The organism is Peribacillus simplex, from assembly GCF_001578185.1.
GTDB classification, from domain to species: domain Bacteria; phylum Bacillota; class Bacilli; order Bacillales; family DSM-1321; genus Peribacillus; species Peribacillus simplex_A.
Genome location: NZ_CP011008.1, coordinates 2,733,635 through 2,750,003, shown reverse-complemented (window position 1 = coordinate 2,750,003; position 16,369 = coordinate 2,733,635). Strand labels below are relative to the sequence as shown.

Below are 16,369 nucleotides of genomic sequence, written 5' to 3'. Positions count from 1 at the left end.
TTAGAAACCAACTTCAAATATATCGAAGTAGTTGGTGTAGGGAGTTTTCCTGCAGAATTCGAAACCTATGCGTCGATGGCGCCCATGGGACCCAGCCGATGGTGGCAAATGGAGTGGAATGATTCATTAGAAATGTATCCAATATGCCAAGTTTTGCTCTTCATGTACGGAGAAAGTAGTAGTGTTGCCTTAAACCTCAACAAGGATGAGAAGAGTTGCTGCTTTAGGAGCTAGTTAATAAAATGCCTAAACAATATCCATTTCAACATAGATCATACTCTTATTAATCACGCCTGATAACAATCTAATTAAAAATGGAGAGGGTTAATAAACCTCCCTTTTTTATTGTCTTCTCAAATATTAGATTAAGAATTTATCAGTAAAAATTTCCCCCTCAAAATCATGAATACAGTCCATCATATATTTTGATATAAAAGGGAACGGAAATGTATTTATGAAAAAAAACCTTATAAATTATTCGTCACTAAAAACGGGATCTGCGATACCCATTATTTTAATCAAAGAAATTGTTGCTCTCATTTCTGACAGCTGGAGTTTTTCAAAGAAAGAAAAAAAGGAAATCGTTTAGGCTACTGAACCGCCAAAAAGCTCACACAGTAGTTTATCAAACCGTTTATCGACCATTACACGAAAACCAAGGTAACTCCATTGCATAAAAAGTGTAATGGAGTTTTTAATTTGGCACGTAACCGACAGGTTGCGAGGCTCGTCCACAGCCAGATTGGGATTCTTACATGTATAGCCTACTAGTCCCTGTTAAATAAAAAAGGACTAATTGGGCTTCTAACTAGACCGAAAGTTGTCCTTTTGCATATAAAGGATTAATGAATGACAAAAGGGAGGCAGCTTATGAAAATCCGAAAGGCTATTATTCCGGCCGCAGGCCTCGGAACCCGATTTTTGCCTGCAACAAAAGCTCAGGCTAAGGAAATGCTGCCGATTGTTGATAAACCAACGATTCAATATATTGTTGAAGAAGCAGTAGCTTCGGGTATAGAGGAAATTATTATCATAATCGGTAGAGGAAAAAGATCAATAGAGGATCATTTTGATAAATCCTATGAGTTGGAAGATGCACTTTTAAGAAAAAATCAGCTCGATATTTTAGAGGAAGTTCAGAAAATATCTAGTTTGGCAAATATCTATTATGTCCGCCAAAAGGAACCGATGGGGCTAGGACATGCAATTCTCTGTGCTAAAAGCTTCATTGGAAATGAACCTTTTGCTGTTTTGTTAGGGGATGACATCGTTATGTCTGAAACACCTTGTCTGAAACAAATCATCAGTGTTTTTGAGTATTGCAACAGTTCCGTCGTAGCTGTTCAGAATGTACCGGAAAAGGATGTCAGTAAATATGGAATTATTAAGCCAAAAGGGACAATGATTGAGCCTAACCTTTTTCATATTGATTCTTTGGTGGAAAAACCGAAAAGGGAAGAGGCTCCTTCCAGATATGCGATAATGGGGCGTTATGTTTTTAGACCTGAGATTTTTGAAACAATGTCAATGCTTCCGGTTGGACATGGTAATGAATTACAACTTACTGATGCCATAAATGAGCTAAATAAGCAGCAGGCAGTATTAGCATATAATTTTGAGGGAAACCGATATGATATTGGTGATAAAGTTGGATTTATTAAGGCAACAATAGACTTTGCTTTGCGCAGGGATGATATAAGAGACGAGGTACTTTCCTATTTAAGGGATGTAAATAAGAAAGAAAACCTTCAGATTATAAAGAGAGAGCTTGAATAATATGAAAATAGCTGTTTTGGGTACAGGTTATGTCGGGCTTTCCACTGGTGTTTGTTTGTCAGAAATAGGGCATAGTGTCATTTGTATCGATACAGATGAAAAGAAAATTAAAAGTCTACATCATGGGATTTCTCCAATATATGAACCGGGTCTGGAGAATTTGCTTGCTCAAAATGCTGCAGCGGGTAGACTGCTATTTACAACATCTCATCGAGAAGCGCTAAATGGTGCCGAGATTATCATCATTGCCGTAGGAACACCGCAAATGGAGGATGGGGGAGCAGATTTATCGTATATTGTGCAAGCCGCGAAGGATATTGCTGCGAACCTAGTACAGAGTTCAGTAGTCGTTATAAAGAGTACTGTGCCAGTTGGTACGAATGATTTTATTAAAAAAATTATGGAAGAACTTTGTAACAAAAGGATCACCTTTAATATGGTTTCAAATCCTGAATTTTTAAGACAAGGGTCAGCTGTTATGGATACGATGCAAGCAGATCGAATCATCATCGGTTCTGAAAATGACGAGGCGGCTAAGAAAGTACAAGAAATGTATCGTCCGTTAAATGTACCATTTATATTAACAAGTATTAGAAGTGCGGAAATGATTAAGTATGCTTCTAATGCCTTTTTGGCGACTAAGATTAGCTTTATCAATGAAGTTGCCAATTTATGCGGAGTAGTAGGTGCAGATGTTAAAGATGTAGCAAAGGGAATGGGAAAAGATAAGAGGATTGGAGAAGCTTTTTTACAGCCCGGTATTGGTTATGGAGGATCTTGTTTTCCAAAGGATGTTAAAGCGTTGCTTCATACTGCCAAGTTAAATGGAGTACATTTTTCCCTGTTAAAAGAAACAGTAGCGATTAATGATTATCAGCAGGAACTCCTTGTAACGAAAGCGATAAATCGCTTGGGGGATTTAAAAGGGAAAAAGGTTGCAATGCTTGGTCTTGCTTTCAAGCCAGAGACAGACGATATGAGGGAAGCACCATCAATAAAAATTGCGCGTTCATTAACCAAACTTGGAGCAGAAGTGGTAGCTTATGATCCGGTTGCAATAGATAATGCGAAGAACATATTAGGGGATACAATTAGATTTGCCAGCTCAGTTCACGAAGCGACAGTGGATGCGGATGCTGTATTTATTGTTACCGAATGGAATGAGTTTAGACATTTAGATCTGGAGACATTGATGAACACAATGAAACAAAAGATTGTTTTTGATGGTAGAAATTGTCTTGAAGAAAATCGAATCAGAGCTTGCAAGAAAATTGAATATTATCCAATAGGAAGGCCAGCAATTGTTATTGGTATGACATAAAACGAAACTTTTTCTAACACTTTATTAACGAGAACATGATTTTTTAAAGCTGCCATATATTAGGTTAACTTAACCATTCAATGAGGGAGTTGTTATTCTATAGGCGGGCAAACTGGCAATGCAGCACCTTTGATATAGTTCTTGGGTGCTTTTTTTATATTTCTTTAAATAAAAGAAAAATCTTCATCGACCATTAGAACCATAGAAAAACGTCAATTATTAGCATGTTATATTAGTATCATTGTTTGCAAATACTCTTGTGTCATAGCACTTACTTAACTCACCTTTATATTAAGTAAACGCATACTCACTGCCATTTAGCTTTACTGTATGTTATTAGTCCATGCGTACCTAAAGAGTACTGCATAATATACTTGAAAAGGTCCAGGAAATTTGCTTACTATGCATGAAAGGAGATCATTTATTTGCACACAGTTATGCATTTGAATTTAAGAGTCGACCCGACCCAATATATCTCACAGATTCGAGAGGTTCCTGATTATGATTATATCCATATGGTACGACAACCAAAGGATATGATAGAACTTTCCCTTTTGAATGAGAAAGTTCATTATCTCAATGAAATTTTCTCACCGAAAGAATATGTGAAAAGAAATAATATCTCCCTCTTACATGCTCACCATGGTCAATTAGGAATGTTATTACTTCCTTTAAAAGAGGAAACAAACCTTCCGTTGGTAACAAGTATAAGAGGCAGGGATGCAACCCTAGCTAATCAGCCCATTGGCTATCTAGATAACATGAAAAAGCTATTTGATCGAGGTGAGCGTTTTTTTCCAGTTTGTCAGTATTTGGCAGATAGGTTGATAGCTTGGGGTTGTCCTTCAGAAAAAATCAGAGTGCTCTATGGGGGCGTAGACCTTAACGAATTCAATTACCGGACCCCACATAAAGGGGGCTCTCAAAACATTTTATCCATCGGTAGGTTGGTGGAAAAAAAAGGACATCACATCTTAATGCAAGCTTTTCAAAAAATCAGAGATAAATTTCCAAATGCAACCCTGTCAATTATCGGAAGGGGGGAGCTTGAAGAATATCTCATTTCATTGGCAAATCAACTTAATTTAGGTGACTCTTTTCGTTTATTGAATCATCTCCCTAAAGATCAAGTACGAGAACAAATGACCAATGCGGATATTTTCTGCGCCGCGAGCTTAGAAGCTGCCAATGGAGATGTAGAAGGTATACCTAATACATTAAAAGAAGCTATGGCGATTGGGGTACCAGTGATTTCGACCAATCATGCCGGCATCCCTGAATTAATCACTCATAACAAAGAGGGGGTTTTAGTACAAGAAAACAATGTAGATGAACTGGCAGATGCTCTTGAATTCATGCTAACTAACAGAGAGATATGGGAAACATATACAGTATCGGCTCGTCAAAAAGTCGAACAAAACTTTAACCTCGTCCATCAGCTTCAACAACAAGCTGAATTTTATGATGAACTTTTAGCCCCTTATAAAGTAAGTAAACAAAATTCAGTAACACCTCGCCAAATAGATAAAAAAACCCTTAAGGAGACTACAAAGCCTCAACAGCAAGATAAGTATGATGGCGAAACAATAGCGCCTAGAAAAAAAGCCGGTTTAGCCAGAAAAGCCCTTATTTATATGCAACAGCTTCAAGAGCATCAACAGCATCAACAGCTTCAAGAGCATCAACAGCATCAACAGCTTCAACAGCATCAACAGCTTCAACAGCTTCAACAGCTTCAACAGCTTCAACAGCTTCATCAGCAGACTAAAGATAAAGTCAAAGATAAACATGTAGCATCTAATAAAAAAGACAAAAAAGCAAAGATTCAACAAAAGACTAAAGGTAATGAGGAAACAATAGCATCTCGTAAAAAAAAAAATAAGGCTCAAAAATCCGAAAAAGTTAAAAAATCCCTTAATAAAATTCAACAGTTTCAACAGAAGTCGATGGATGAGCAGTTAGGAGGAGATCATGGAGAATTTTAAAACCATTACTGTAACCAAAGGTGAAAAATCTTTGGAAATTCATAATCCCACAACCTATTCGCTGATTGGAATGGGTGCTCAAGGTGCAGTATTTAAACTTTCAGAAGATAAATGTGTAAAAATCTATTCAGACCCGGTACAAGCGAAAATGGAGGATGAAGCTCTTAATGCTGGAAAAAATCTACCCTTTATGCCTTTGTTATATGATACAGGACCAAACTATATAGTCATGGAATATTTTAATGCTCCAACCTTAAAAGATTACCTGAGAAATTATACGTATATCCCTGATTCTATAGTAAAGAAACTTCTCTATATATTAAGGGAATTAAAACAAGCAAAATTCACCATGATAGATGCTCCCCTACGCCATATTTTTGTCGTTGGTAATGAGGAACTTAAGGTGATTGACCATGTAAATTCCTTTAAAAGAATGCATCCTGTACCATTAAAATTATTAAGAGATTTAAAAATAATCCTTTTAAAGGACTCGTTCTTAGCCCAAGTGAAAAAGCTCGAACCGGACACCTTCAATGAGTGGGAGGATTATTTCAATCAAAATAGTTTGGACTTTAGAAACATTCCCGTCCTCTCAGGAGGGTCAGGGAATGGTGTAAAAGTGGATAGCGCTATAACACAAACACTCATTGGAAAAGGGCATCAAGGTGCTGTTTATCGAGTGTCTGAAGACACATGCGTAAAACTTTACGGAAAAACTGAACATGCAAATCAGGAAAAAATGGTTCTTTTATCAAGTCAAGACTTGCCTTTTATCCCGAAAGTCTTTGAAACAGGACCAAATTATATTTTAATGGAATATCTATTAGGACCAGATTTAAATACGTTTCTTAAAAAACAATCTGTACTTTCTGAGGACATAACAAAACGTTTACTCTATATATTAAAAACAATGGAAAAATCAGGTTTTAAGCAAATTGATGCCCCATTACGGCATATTATTATAACCAGGAATGGTTTTAAATTAGTCGACCATGTGTACTCGTTTTCACGTGAACAAAAAAGACCTCTCGAGTTATTTAAAGACCTGCGAGAAATAAATTTTTTAGATTCTTTTCTAAAACAAGTGAAGGCGATAGACCCTGGTACGTATGCTGAATGGGCAAAAACACCAATCCCATTAGATGAAAATGAAAATACGCTTATGTAACTGAATCCTAACGAAAAAATTAAAAAGGTATTACTCCTAATTGTTGAAGTTTTAGTTATCACAAAAAATGAGCATATCAAAACCTATGGTGATTTTGCATTCAACGGTTTCCGAGAACGTTTTAGCTTAAACTTCATTCGTAGGTGCTAGTTCACAGCGGGTATAAGAGTGGAAAACTCATAAGGCTTAAAGCGAAAAAGGATATCATGTCATTGGTGGATTACGAATAAAACGTAAGTCTCTCCCCAATGAAGATTTTGAGTTTGCCCCCTCTTTATATCCGTCTTAATGAACACTGTTCTGTTATTTAAAGGATCGAAAGTATCAATATATATGAATACGGATGCTTACTCAGTGTTCCAGAAAGGTGTCAAAATCCAATTATATAGAAAGGATTGAAATCAATACTATGAACATTATAGTAACAGGGGCTGCAGGTTTCATTGGTTTCCATTTAACAAAACGTTTGTTAGCCCAAGATATCAATGTTATAGGAGTAGACAATATTAATGATTATTATGATGTTTCTTTAAAGAACAATCGACTCAAGATATTAGAAGAAAACCCTGATTTCGAATTCCATAAAATGGATTTGTTGGATAAAGAAAAATTAAATCAATTATTTAAAGACAGAACCATTGATATAGTCATCAACTTAGCAGCTCAGGCTGGAGTACGTTATAGCATAGACAACCCGGATTCTTATGTTAATTCCAACCTAGTTGGGTTTGTAAATATCTTAGAGGTCTGTCGACAAAATAATGTAAAGCACTTAATTTATGCATCCTCAAGTTCTGTATATGGAGCAAATATTAATATCCCCTTCTCAACCAAAGACCAAGTGGATCATCCAGTAAGTTTATATGCTGCCACTAAAAAGTCTAATGAATTAATGGCTCATACTTATAGTCATTTATATAATATTCCAACCACTGGACTCCGTTTCTTTACGGTGTATGGTCCATGGGGGAGACCTGATATGGCTTATTACTCTTTTACTAAAAATATTATTGAAGAGAATACAATAAAGGTTTTTAATAATGGGGATATGAGAAGAGACTTTACTTATATTGATGATATTGTTGAAGGAATAATCCGATTACTTGATAAACCACCGGTTTGTAATATTGGATGGGATAGAGCTAATCCTGATTCAAGTTCAAGTTATGCCCCATACAAAATTTATAATATCGGTAACAATAAGCCCGTAAAATTAATGGATTTCATTAACACATTAGAGAAACTAATTGGCAAAAAGGCAAAAATAGAGTTCTTACCAATGCAACCGGGAGATGTTAAGGAGACATATGCAGATATTGCCGATTTGCATGCTGATGTGGGGTTCTATCCTTCAACAAGAATAGAAGAAGGTTTAACTCATTTTGTAAATTGGTACAATAAGTACAATAAATAAGGAAAAAGAAGTAGTGAATTTATATTAGTGGATAAAAAATAATGATGGAATCTCTGCTTCAGTCAGTAAATTAAAAAATTTCAATCACCTCAACTTGATAATGATAACAAAAGATGAGGTAATGGCGTCAAGCCTTGAGGAAATATAATTCGGCATAGGTGAAGTTTCAATAACGTTTAAAACCATCAAATGATCCACCGTCAAATTTAGCTGTCATTGACACTTTAGAAAAAATAAATCCTGGAGTTGGTGATGAAAGGTCAAATAACAGATGTAATTGATGAAATGATGAAAATTATAGAATGTCTATGGGGAAAACGATTGATGGAGAAAGATTCGATATTAGTAGATTTGAAGTGTACATGGCAGCAGATCAATATAATTAAAAATTTAATGAGTAAAAGCCTAAAATCAAATAAAAAGAGATAGGTAAATAGGTAAATTACATGCAAGCAAAAAGAATAATTAAAAATATGTTAGTTAATAAAAGGAGAAAGTAATTTGAACCCTAAAAATATGAAAACTCCATTGGAAGTTCTTAAGGAGTATAATTTGTCAGATTTTCTCATGACGTCCCTTACACGTAATTCTGCAAAAGATCTTCTATTCAAATTAAATCCTCTGTTTGAAAACTACCTTAAAGTTTGTTCTGAAGACCTACCATACAAAGACATTTATAAAGCTGATTCCATGTTCCCTCATGAATTTCACAAGCAAGTGAAACAAATTGAAGAACAAGGAAAAATAAAAAAATTAGGCAATTATCAAGAGCTATTAGTTTTAGCAGGACGCGAGAAGAGCAAATATGAATTTCTTGTTAAAGGGACTGAGGCTGGATGAAAACTATTGCTTATTTTGTAAGTGAAAACATTAAAGTACACCAACGTTTTATATATAATCAAATCGTAAAAATAAGTAGCTATCGCTCAATCGTAATCGGCCCATTCGACGATACCAACCATACAGAATTCCCCTTTGAAAACTACTATAATTTAAACAAGATTAAAGATCTAGAAAATTTCTTCAAAGAACAAGAAATCATAGCCATTCATGCTCATCACGGAAAACATGGACAAGAAATTTTGCCTGTATGTGAAAAATATAATATCCCATTGATTGTTAGCATTAGAGGGCGCGATGGTTCTGACAGACCAGAAATTTTCGAAAAAAATGCTCAGCGATATTCATCATTAATTAAACAGGGTGCACACTTTTTTCCTGTTTGCCAATATCTTGCACAAGGATTAAGAAGTTTAGGAATTCCGGACGATAAAATTCATGTGTTATATGGTGGTATCGAATTGGATCTTTTCACCTATTCTACCCCCACTCTACCTAAAGAAGGCGAAATAAGAGTTTTATCTGTAGGTAGACTTGTAGACAAAAAAGGATTTATTACTCTTATAAAAGCATTTAAACGGATTTATACACAATATCCAAGGGCTAGACTGCATATTATTGGAGCAGGTGAAGATGAGGATAAAATTAAATCGGTCATTACAGAATTTAACCTTAAAGATGCTGTGATTCTTAGAGGAGCTATGGATTCAAAACAAGTTTCGGACGAATTGAAAAAAGCTCATATCTTTTGCCTTGCAAGTCAGACTGCTAAAACTGGTGATATCGAAGGCATTCCTAATGCCTTAAAAGAAGCAATGGCTAGCGGTTTACCTGTCGTTTCCACTCAACATGCGGGAATCCCTGAATTAATTGAACACCTGAGAACAGGATACCTAGCTCCAGAAAAAAATGATATTGAGTTAGCGAAAGGCATACAATTCTTTATAGATCATCCAGAGATTTGGAACGCCTATACGGAAAGAGCACGGAAAGTCATTGAAGAAAAATTTGATGTCAATAAACAAATTATTGAGCAACAAAGATTATATTCTCTCGTTAATACAACGGAAACGAAAACGGAACAGAAAACGAAAAAGAACACGAAAAAGAACACGGAAAAGAAAACGAAAACGGAACAGAAAACGAAAAAGAACACGGAAAAGAAAACGAAAAAGGAAAAGAAAACGAAAACGAAAACGAAAAAGGAACAGAAAAAATAAATCAAGTAAGGAAAACTTAAAAACAGTTACGAAAAAACAAGCAGGATACCCAATAGTTATCATTTAGGTAGAAAGGGGAATGACATGGGCTATATTGAAGATTTACGCAAGCTTGTGGGAAAAAGGCCAGTCATTTTAACAGGGGCAAAAGTATTAGTATTTAATCCACTTGGGCAGATTTTATTACAATATCGAACAGATACAAAAGTATGGGGATTACCAGGGGGACTTATGGAGTTAGGAGAATCATTAGAGGAAACAGCATTGCGTGAAGTAAAAGAAGAAACAGGTTTAACGATTGGTGGATTACAATTTCTAAAAGTTTTATCAGGCGTAAACTATTTTATTCACTTACCAAATGGAGATCAATTCTATTCTGTTAACGCTTTTTATACAACAAATGAAATTATCGAAGGAACCTTGAAACCTGATGGTAATGAAGGAAGTGCTGTACAATTCTTTCCAATCAATCAGCTGCCAAAAGATATGGATCCCGATATCAAAAAAGAAATTTGTAATTATTCAAGATTTCGCAATTGAATTTTTTCGAAACAAGCCGTATTTTCGCTCTTCTTTCAAAGAAGTAATGAAGAATAAATGACGCTCTTTCCAAAGTGCTGGTTGGGAATATGAATGAATCAACCTACTTTGGAAGGTACGATATTTGGCGATTCTACAACTCCGTTGCAGGATAAGGAACTACTTGGGAAAGCTAAAAATGATATCGTAATGGTGCTTTAGGAACGATGGCTTTTAGATTTCATACTCATTGATCGCCTACAATGTGTACTAAGGTCAAAGAGAAAAGAAAAATATACAGGCTGGAAGGAGCTGTTTTTTCATGGACTGGAAGTCATTATATACTATTTGGACAAGTTACAGAAATTTAGATAATGAAATGCGTTTAATGCTTGAAGAAATGAAGGATGATGAGATAGCACTTGAAGACGCCTTTTATAAAAATTTGGACTTCGGGACGGGTGGTATGCGAGGGGAAATTGGTCCAGGTACGAATAGGATGAACATTTATACCGTGCGAAAAGCGACAGTAGGACTTGCTGAGTATATTCAATTGTTTGGAAACGAGGCAAAATCCAGAGGAGTCGTAATTGCTTACGATTCAAGACATAAGTCTCCCGAATTTGCATTGGAAGCAGCCAGGACTTTGGCAACAAAGGGAATTAAAGCTTATTTATTTGATGAATTACGGCCTACCCCACAGCTCTCTTTTTCCGTACGTAAGCTGGGTGCATTTGCCGGTATCGTCATAACAGCAAGCCATAATCCGTCTGAATATAATGGGTATAAAGTGTACGGATCAGACGGGGCACAGCTACCTCCTGAAGCGGCGGATCAAGTCATTAATTACGTGAACGCGATTGAAAGTGAGCTTTCCATTGTAGTTGAGGAAGAAGAAATCCTAAAGGACAGAGGACTCATTCAAATCATCGGGGAGGAGCTGGATATTGCTTATAATGAGCATTTGCTCACTATTCCGGAAAATCCAAAGTTAGCAGATGAAATCGATGTAAAGCTCGTGTTTACACCGCTTCATGGTACAGCGAATAAATCTGTAAAACGTGCTTTGCATGATCTAGGATATCGAAATGTCCATATTGTTAAAGAACAGGAAATGCCCGATGCTAACTTTCCTACTGTTAAAGTGCCTAATCCAGAGGAGCATGCTGCTTTTGAAATGTCCATTGCGCTTGGAAACCGCGTCGACGCTGATTTATTGATTGCCACCGATCCGGATGCGGATAGACTCGGAATTAGCGTAAAAAATAATGCTGGAGATTATGTCGTATTAACAGGCAACCAAACAGGCGCTCTCTTTTTGGATTATTTAATTTCACAAAAACAAAAGAAAGGGACTCTTCCTGAAAATGGCGTCGTATTAAAGACCATCGTGACTTCAGAAATAGGAAGGGCGATTTCTGAGCAAAATGGTTTAAAAGCCGTAGATGTTTTAACTGGATTTAAATTCATTGCTGAAAAAATCAATGAATACCACACAAGTGGAGAACACTCTTTCCTGTTTGGCTATGAAGAAAGCTATGGATATCTAATCAAAGATTTTGCTCGAGATAAGGATGCCATACAGGCTACTATTCTGGCAGTGGAAGTTTGTGCCTATTATAAAAAGCAAGGCAAAACGATGTACGAAGGTTTACTGGATGTTTTCGATAGATATGGATATTACCTGGAAGATTTGCAATCGTTGACTTTAAAAGGAATTGAAGGTGCAAGACAAATTGAAGCGATTCTCAATGAATTACGTGAAAATCCACCAGATCAAATCTGTGGTCTTCAAGTAGTGGTTCAAGAGGATTATCTCAGCAGGAAAAAATACATGTTTGCGTCAAATAGGGAAGAGGCCATCAAGCTCCCAAAATCGAACGTATTAAAATACTTTCTTGAAGATGGCACATGGGTATGTTTACGACCTTCCGGAACAGAACCTAAAATTAAATTTTATTTCGGTGTTAAAGGAAGCTCGATGAAGGAAGCGAAAGGGAAATTATCCACCGTTATGAAAGACTTTATGAGAAGTATCAATAAAATGCTTTAAAGAAGGACTCTCATTCAGAGGATCTTCTTAAAAAACAAGGGTCAGCATTCATTTTGTAGAGAAATGCGGACCCTTTTTTGTTTAACATGTAATGCCAGTTATTTTTGACTTTGACATATGTTAAATCACTGACCACTATTTTTTCCCTTCTTCTTGTAGATTGTAGAAATTCCCGATTTAATTCGTTAGCCTGGCCTGATTCGTTGCATGAGGTCTTTTGCGGTTTAGACTGAGCAACTATAAAAGAGAAAAATAAGCCCCTGTTCTTTCATGATACGGCCAATTCGCCTTCTGGAGACCGTAATGCCTCTTTTCTTTTATTCAACCTTAATCTTACGTGTTCCGTACGCCTTACGGTTTTTATCAAAAATTTCTAAAATGGCATTTGCTTCGTAGTATTAGGTGCTACGTGAAAGCTCCAGGACGCCACACATTGCTGATACCGAGTATTTATCTTTGTTCCATTTTTGGTAGTGTTCAATGATCTGTTGTTTAAATTCGGAAGTGAACGTATGGCGTTTTCGCTTGGTCATTTTGAGTGCACCCTTATCGTAGTGAGTTAAGTGTATCTGCCCTTAAAACTTCTGTCCAGATAAGTGTAGACGATTCATTTAGTTGAATAAATGTATGTGCAAATTTAGATGCTTTTAAAACATTTTATTAAGATAAAGAACAGGTTTGTTAATAAAACTCAATTTAGAGGTATCTTTTTAGTAATTTCGAATATAAAAATATAGGTTAATCAAATAAATAAGAGGTGAGGAAAGAAGGAGATTTTTCATGTCAAATCCTATGCAAACTGATTGAAATGATGTTGTACGACCATCTACCAAATTATTTGAAGGGAAAGATGGCTTGTGATTACAAGTTTGATTGGATTTATACTTGCAACGGGCACGTTATTTTTATTTATTTTCGCGGCCCCATTATTTTGAAGGCGATTTGAAGGATGCTTTCTCCTTAATGCGGCAATCGGCATTTTTCTCCTTTCAATAGCAGCGATTTTACCTTTTCTGGACTTCGTGCAAAAATACCCAGATTTGCGACCAGCGCCTTTTCCACATTTTATAAAAATGTCTATATTACTAGTATCCCGCGAGAAATAGGGTAAGTACTTGTTGCGGGTATTACTCTATAAACCTCCGATCGATCGGTGACCATCGTTTTCATGAATTCATTTATTTACTCATGGCCGGACCGTCGTCAAGGGAGACGTCCCGTTCGCACGAGGTCGGCTTACAAAGGAGGCGACCGTAGTGAATACGCTCTGGTCCATTCGAAACGGAATTCGGGATTTCCTTGAGGCCATCTATCGAACTTGCCAATCTTGGATTGCGAAATATCCGTTTATTAAAACGGCGTATGCGATTTTTTCCTGGCTGTCTTTGCTTGCGTTTGTGTTGAGCTTGTTTTTCGTTAAAGAATCGCGTACCATGATGATTCAATATTTGTGGTCGTTTTATGTGCTGCTGCAATTTTGGTTTCTGTGCCGAAGCAAAACGATGCCGTGGAAGCAAGTTGTTCTGTTCGTTCTGTTAGGTGTTTTCCTTGTCGTACCGTTCACGACGCTTACGGTCAATGCTCTCCATGCGTTTTTCGGCGGAAAAACTTCCGACACTTGGTCCATTGCCGTTATCACGCCAATTTTCGAAGAATTGTGGAAGCTCCTTCCTCTAGGTATATTTCTGTTTTTCTCACGTCGAGCTTCCGCCTTGAGTTTAAGCGATTTCACGCTCATCGGGGCGGCAACCGGTGTCGGCTTCCAACTGATGGAGGAGCTTTCCCGAAGGTGGCTAAGTTCCGGCATTCTTGAGAAAAAGTTTGGCTATAGCTTTACAATGCTGGGCGGCGAAACGATCCATTGGGATATATTCTCACTGTTTCCCGGGCGTTTCGAAGAAAGTCTGTTCCCGACGCTAATGACCGTCGGTCATCCCGTACATACAGCCATGATCACACTTGCGTGCGGAATTGCTTATCGGCTGCGAACAAGACTGACGAAATGGGTTTTTCTGTTCCCGGCAATCCTTTTGCTGTGGTCCATCTTGGATCACGCGGCTTATAACGGCCAACACAAGCTGCCGGGTTGGGTGTTCCGGCTTCATGAGTGGACCGGCAGCGGTTATAAAACTCAGCCGGCCTTCCTGCTGATGCTGGCCGCATCGCTCATTGCCGATTACTGGTCGCTGAACAAAATACGGAACTGCCTTCCATTGCTGCCGAACGAGCCGCTTCTTAATCCGTTTACCGAGCTGTGGAATATGATCCGTTCTTTTTGTCTGGACCGGGGGAAATTCATATATTGGCTAGGCTTTTACCGGGAGCGCAGGGAGCTTGGATATCATTTACTTTATGGAAATGAAGAAGCCGCCGGTAGACAGGAGCCTGTCCAGGCTCGGGTAAAGGCTCTTTACCAGGCGCTAACCGGACTCGCGATGATTCTGCTTGTGTCCGGTCTGTTCGCAGGCATCGGGGCTCATGCGGGCGGTGGGGAAACGGCATGTTTCGCCTGCATGTTCGATTCGCTGCAAAATTGGTGGGATGGATTGGATTGGTATGAACAAGGGGTGATAGTGCTTGGTGCCCTTGCCTTGTCATTGCTGTTCGTCGGATTCTGGCCGGCTTTTGGCATCGCGATGACTGGGGCGGGAATCGCCGGGAGCGGACATGAGACTGCCGGTTATATCCGCGATCCGAAGAAGCTGCTGACTCCCGAAAATGCGTTTTCCGTCGCTCTCGGCATTGTACTAAGCCGAATCCCGTTCGGCAGTGCACTAAGATGGGTTGGGAAGAAAGGGCACCGCTATTTGCGCAAGCTTTTGGATAAGCTTGGGTCCCGGAAGCCGGATGTCGACGTTCCGATTAAACCGAAACCTCCGAAAAGTGACGGCGAAAGCCCTGGCAAGCATACGGACGATCCCAAGAAGCCGGATGACGATACGCCGAATAAGGATAAAGCTGATGAGGGAACGGAGTATACTGGTGGTAGAAATCAAAAGGAATTGGATGATTTAGCAGGTGATCCTTCACATGGAGGCAAAATTAGAGATCAGGGTGTGAAAGAAAGAGAGATAGGCTTGGAATTGGAGAAACAGGGCAAACTAGGTAGAATAATTCGAGATCCTCAGGCTGATGGTGGAGCAGAATTTATTGACACAACTAATGGTGTAAAATGGGATGTTAAAAGCTTTCAATCTTATCCAAATGGGCATACATCACCGAAAAAGGGAGCCTTTACAGTAAATAATGGAATGAAAGGGATCAATAAGGAACTTGATAAAAACTACAATGTAATAGTGGATACGAGAAAACTAATTCCTGAACATATTGATCAGTTAAAAGAGGCAATAAAAGAAGCAGGAATAGCTGATAGAATTATTTGGTATCCATAGTTTAGGAGGGTATGCAGGGCATGACAATATTAAATGTTGAGGAAATTATTGTTCAACTTGAATCACACCGCCTTTGGATAGAGACCATTGGTAAGAAAGGTGAAAAACTCGGCTTAGATGAAATAGACTTCCGAAATTTAGATTTATCAAAATATCCGTTAGATCAAGCATACCTTACAGCTTGTCTTTTTGATGGTATGAACTTAAATCTTAAAGATATGTCTTCATCTTTATTATGTTCATCAACTTTTAAATTCGCTAATTTAGAAGGTTCAGATTTTTGTAAGTCTAACGTTTCATATGTAGATTTTACAAATGCAAATATTAAAGCCTCAAGATTTGCTGATAGTGAATGCATTGAGACAGTTTTTGTTAAGGCTGATTTATCAAACGCAAATTTAGTAGGTGGTCTTTTTGATGAGGCAGATTTTCGTGAAGCTTCATTACTGAATGCTGATGTAAGGTTATCTACGTTTGAAGGGGTATTACTAAAGGGGGCTAAGTTAGGGGGGATTCGAGGACTAGAGGAGGCTTTCATTAAAAGTGTTAATATAGGTACTCCAGAACACCCTATAATTCTTAAAGGAGAAGAAGGTAGACAGTGGCTCATTAATGAAATCAAAGAATAACTTTTAGGCGTTATTGATCGAGACAATACCGTTAAATCAAAACAGTAGCTTT

Annotated in this window: 11 protein-coding genes and 1 pseudogene; 11 read left to right on the top strand and 1 reads right to left on the bottom strand. The window is 37.7% G+C overall.

What is annotated here, in order from left to right:
- Positions 1-870: 870 nt before the first annotated feature.
- From galU to UP17_RS12690, 9 genes are all read left to right on the top strand, one after another.
- Positions 871-1,776 carry a UTP--glucose-1-phosphate uridylyltransferase GalU gene (gene galU / locus UP17_RS12730; protein ID WP_061463341.1) on the top strand — a complete coding sequence of 302 codons (906 nt, stop codon included), beginning with the start codon at positions 871-873 and terminating at the stop codon, positions 1,774-1,776.
- Position 1,777: 1 nt separating this feature from the next.
- Positions 1,778-3,097 carry a UDP-glucose dehydrogenase family protein gene (locus UP17_RS12725; RefSeq protein ID WP_061466089.1) on the top strand — a complete coding sequence of 440 codons (1,320 nt, stop codon included), beginning with the start codon at positions 1,778-1,780 and terminating at the stop codon, positions 3,095-3,097.
- A 425-nt stretch (positions 3,098-3,522) separates the two neighbouring features.
- Positions 3,523-5,082 carry a glycosyltransferase gene (locus tag UP17_RS12720; RefSeq protein WP_061463340.1) on the top strand — a complete coding sequence of 520 codons (1,560 nt, stop codon included), beginning with the start codon at positions 3,523-3,525 and terminating at the stop codon, positions 5,080-5,082.
- The gene (locus tag UP17_RS12715; RefSeq protein ID WP_061463339.1) at positions 5,069-6,250 is read left to right on the top strand and encodes a hypothetical protein; all 1,182 of its coding nucleotides are present in this window, start codon (positions 5,069-5,071) and stop codon (positions 6,248-6,250) included. Before UP17_RS12720 ends, UP17_RS12715 begins: the two co-directional genes overlap by 14 nt.
- 409 nt (positions 6,251-6,659) lie before the next feature.
- On the top strand, positions 6,660-7,664 hold the full coding sequence (locus UP17_RS12710) for an NAD-dependent epimerase (RefSeq protein ID WP_061463338.1): 1,005 nt from the start codon (positions 6,660-6,662) through the stop codon (positions 7,662-7,664).
- 501 nt (positions 7,665-8,165) lie between these two features.
- Positions 8,166-8,504, top strand: a complete 339-nt coding sequence (locus tag UP17_RS12705) for a hypothetical protein (protein ID WP_061463337.1) — start codon at positions 8,166-8,168, stop codon at positions 8,502-8,504.
- Positions 8,501-9,724 (top strand): glycosyltransferase, encoded by a 1,224-nt coding sequence (locus UP17_RS12700; protein ID WP_208857020.1) that lies wholly within the window; start codon positions 8,501-8,503, stop codon positions 9,722-9,724. Before UP17_RS12705 ends, UP17_RS12700 begins: the two co-directional genes overlap by 4 nt.
- Before the next feature lie 84 nt (positions 9,725-9,808).
- Positions 9,809-10,264 (top strand): NUDIX hydrolase, encoded by a 456-nt coding sequence (locus UP17_RS12695; RefSeq protein WP_061463336.1) that lies wholly within the window; start codon positions 9,809-9,811, stop codon positions 10,262-10,264.
- A 301-nt stretch (positions 10,265-10,565) separates the two neighbouring features.
- Positions 10,566-12,296, top strand: a complete 1,731-nt coding sequence (locus tag UP17_RS12690) for a phospho-sugar mutase (protein WP_061463335.1) — start codon at positions 10,566-10,568, stop codon at positions 12,294-12,296.
- Positions 12,297-12,381: 85 nt separating this feature from the next.
- On the opposite strand, the pseudogene UP17_RS28855 reads toward UP17_RS12690, so the two are convergent.
- Positions 12,382-12,757: pseudogene (locus UP17_RS28855) on the bottom strand (IS3 family transposase); the annotation flags it as partial.
- A gap of 1,041 nt (positions 12,758-13,798) precedes the next feature.
- Here UP17_RS28855 and UP17_RS12685 point away from each other — a divergent pair.
- Together UP17_RS12685 and UP17_RS12680 are read left to right on the top strand one after the other, a co-directional pair.
- The gene (locus UP17_RS12685; RefSeq protein WP_250211663.1) at positions 13,799-15,688 is read left to right on the top strand and encodes a PrsW family glutamic-type intramembrane protease; all 1,890 of its coding nucleotides are present in this window, start codon (positions 13,799-13,801) and stop codon (positions 15,686-15,688) included.
- A 20-nt stretch (positions 15,689-15,708) separates the two neighbouring features.
- Positions 15,709-16,317, top strand: coding sequence for a pentapeptide repeat-containing protein (locus tag UP17_RS12680; RefSeq protein WP_061463334.1), 609 nt, complete (start codon positions 15,709-15,711; stop codon positions 16,315-16,317).
- The last annotated feature ends 52 nt before the right edge of the window (positions 16,318-16,369 follow it).

Coding starts and splice junctions, on each gene's coding strand:
- galU (WP_061463341.1), top strand. CDS start 871: ATGAAAATCCGAAAGGCTATTATTCCGGCCGCAGGCCTCGGAACCCGA.
- UP17_RS12680 (WP_061463334.1), top strand. CDS start 15,709: ATGACAATATTAAATGTTGAGGAAATTATTGTTCAACTTGAATCACAC.
- UP17_RS12685 (WP_250211663.1), top strand. CDS start 13,799: ATGCCGTGGAAGCAAGTTGTTCTGTTCGTTCTGTTAGGTGTTTTCCTT.
- UP17_RS12725 (WP_061466089.1), top strand. CDS start 1,778: ATGAAAATAGCTGTTTTGGGTACAGGTTATGTCGGGCTTTCCACTGGT.
- UP17_RS12700 (WP_208857020.1), top strand. CDS start 8,501: ATGAAAACTATTGCTTATTTTGTAAGTGAAAACATTAAAGTACACCAA.
- UP17_RS12695 (WP_061463336.1), top strand. CDS start 9,809: ATGGGCTATATTGAAGATTTACGCAAGCTTGTGGGAAAAAGGCCAGTC.
- UP17_RS12715 (WP_061463339.1), top strand. CDS start 5,069: ATGGAGAATTTTAAAACCATTACTGTAACCAAAGGTGAAAAATCTTTG.
- UP17_RS12690 (WP_061463335.1), top strand. CDS start 10,566: ATGGACTGGAAGTCATTATATACTATTTGGACAAGTTACAGAAATTTA.
- UP17_RS12710 (WP_061463338.1), top strand. CDS start 6,660: ATGAACATTATAGTAACAGGGGCTGCAGGTTTCATTGGTTTCCATTTA.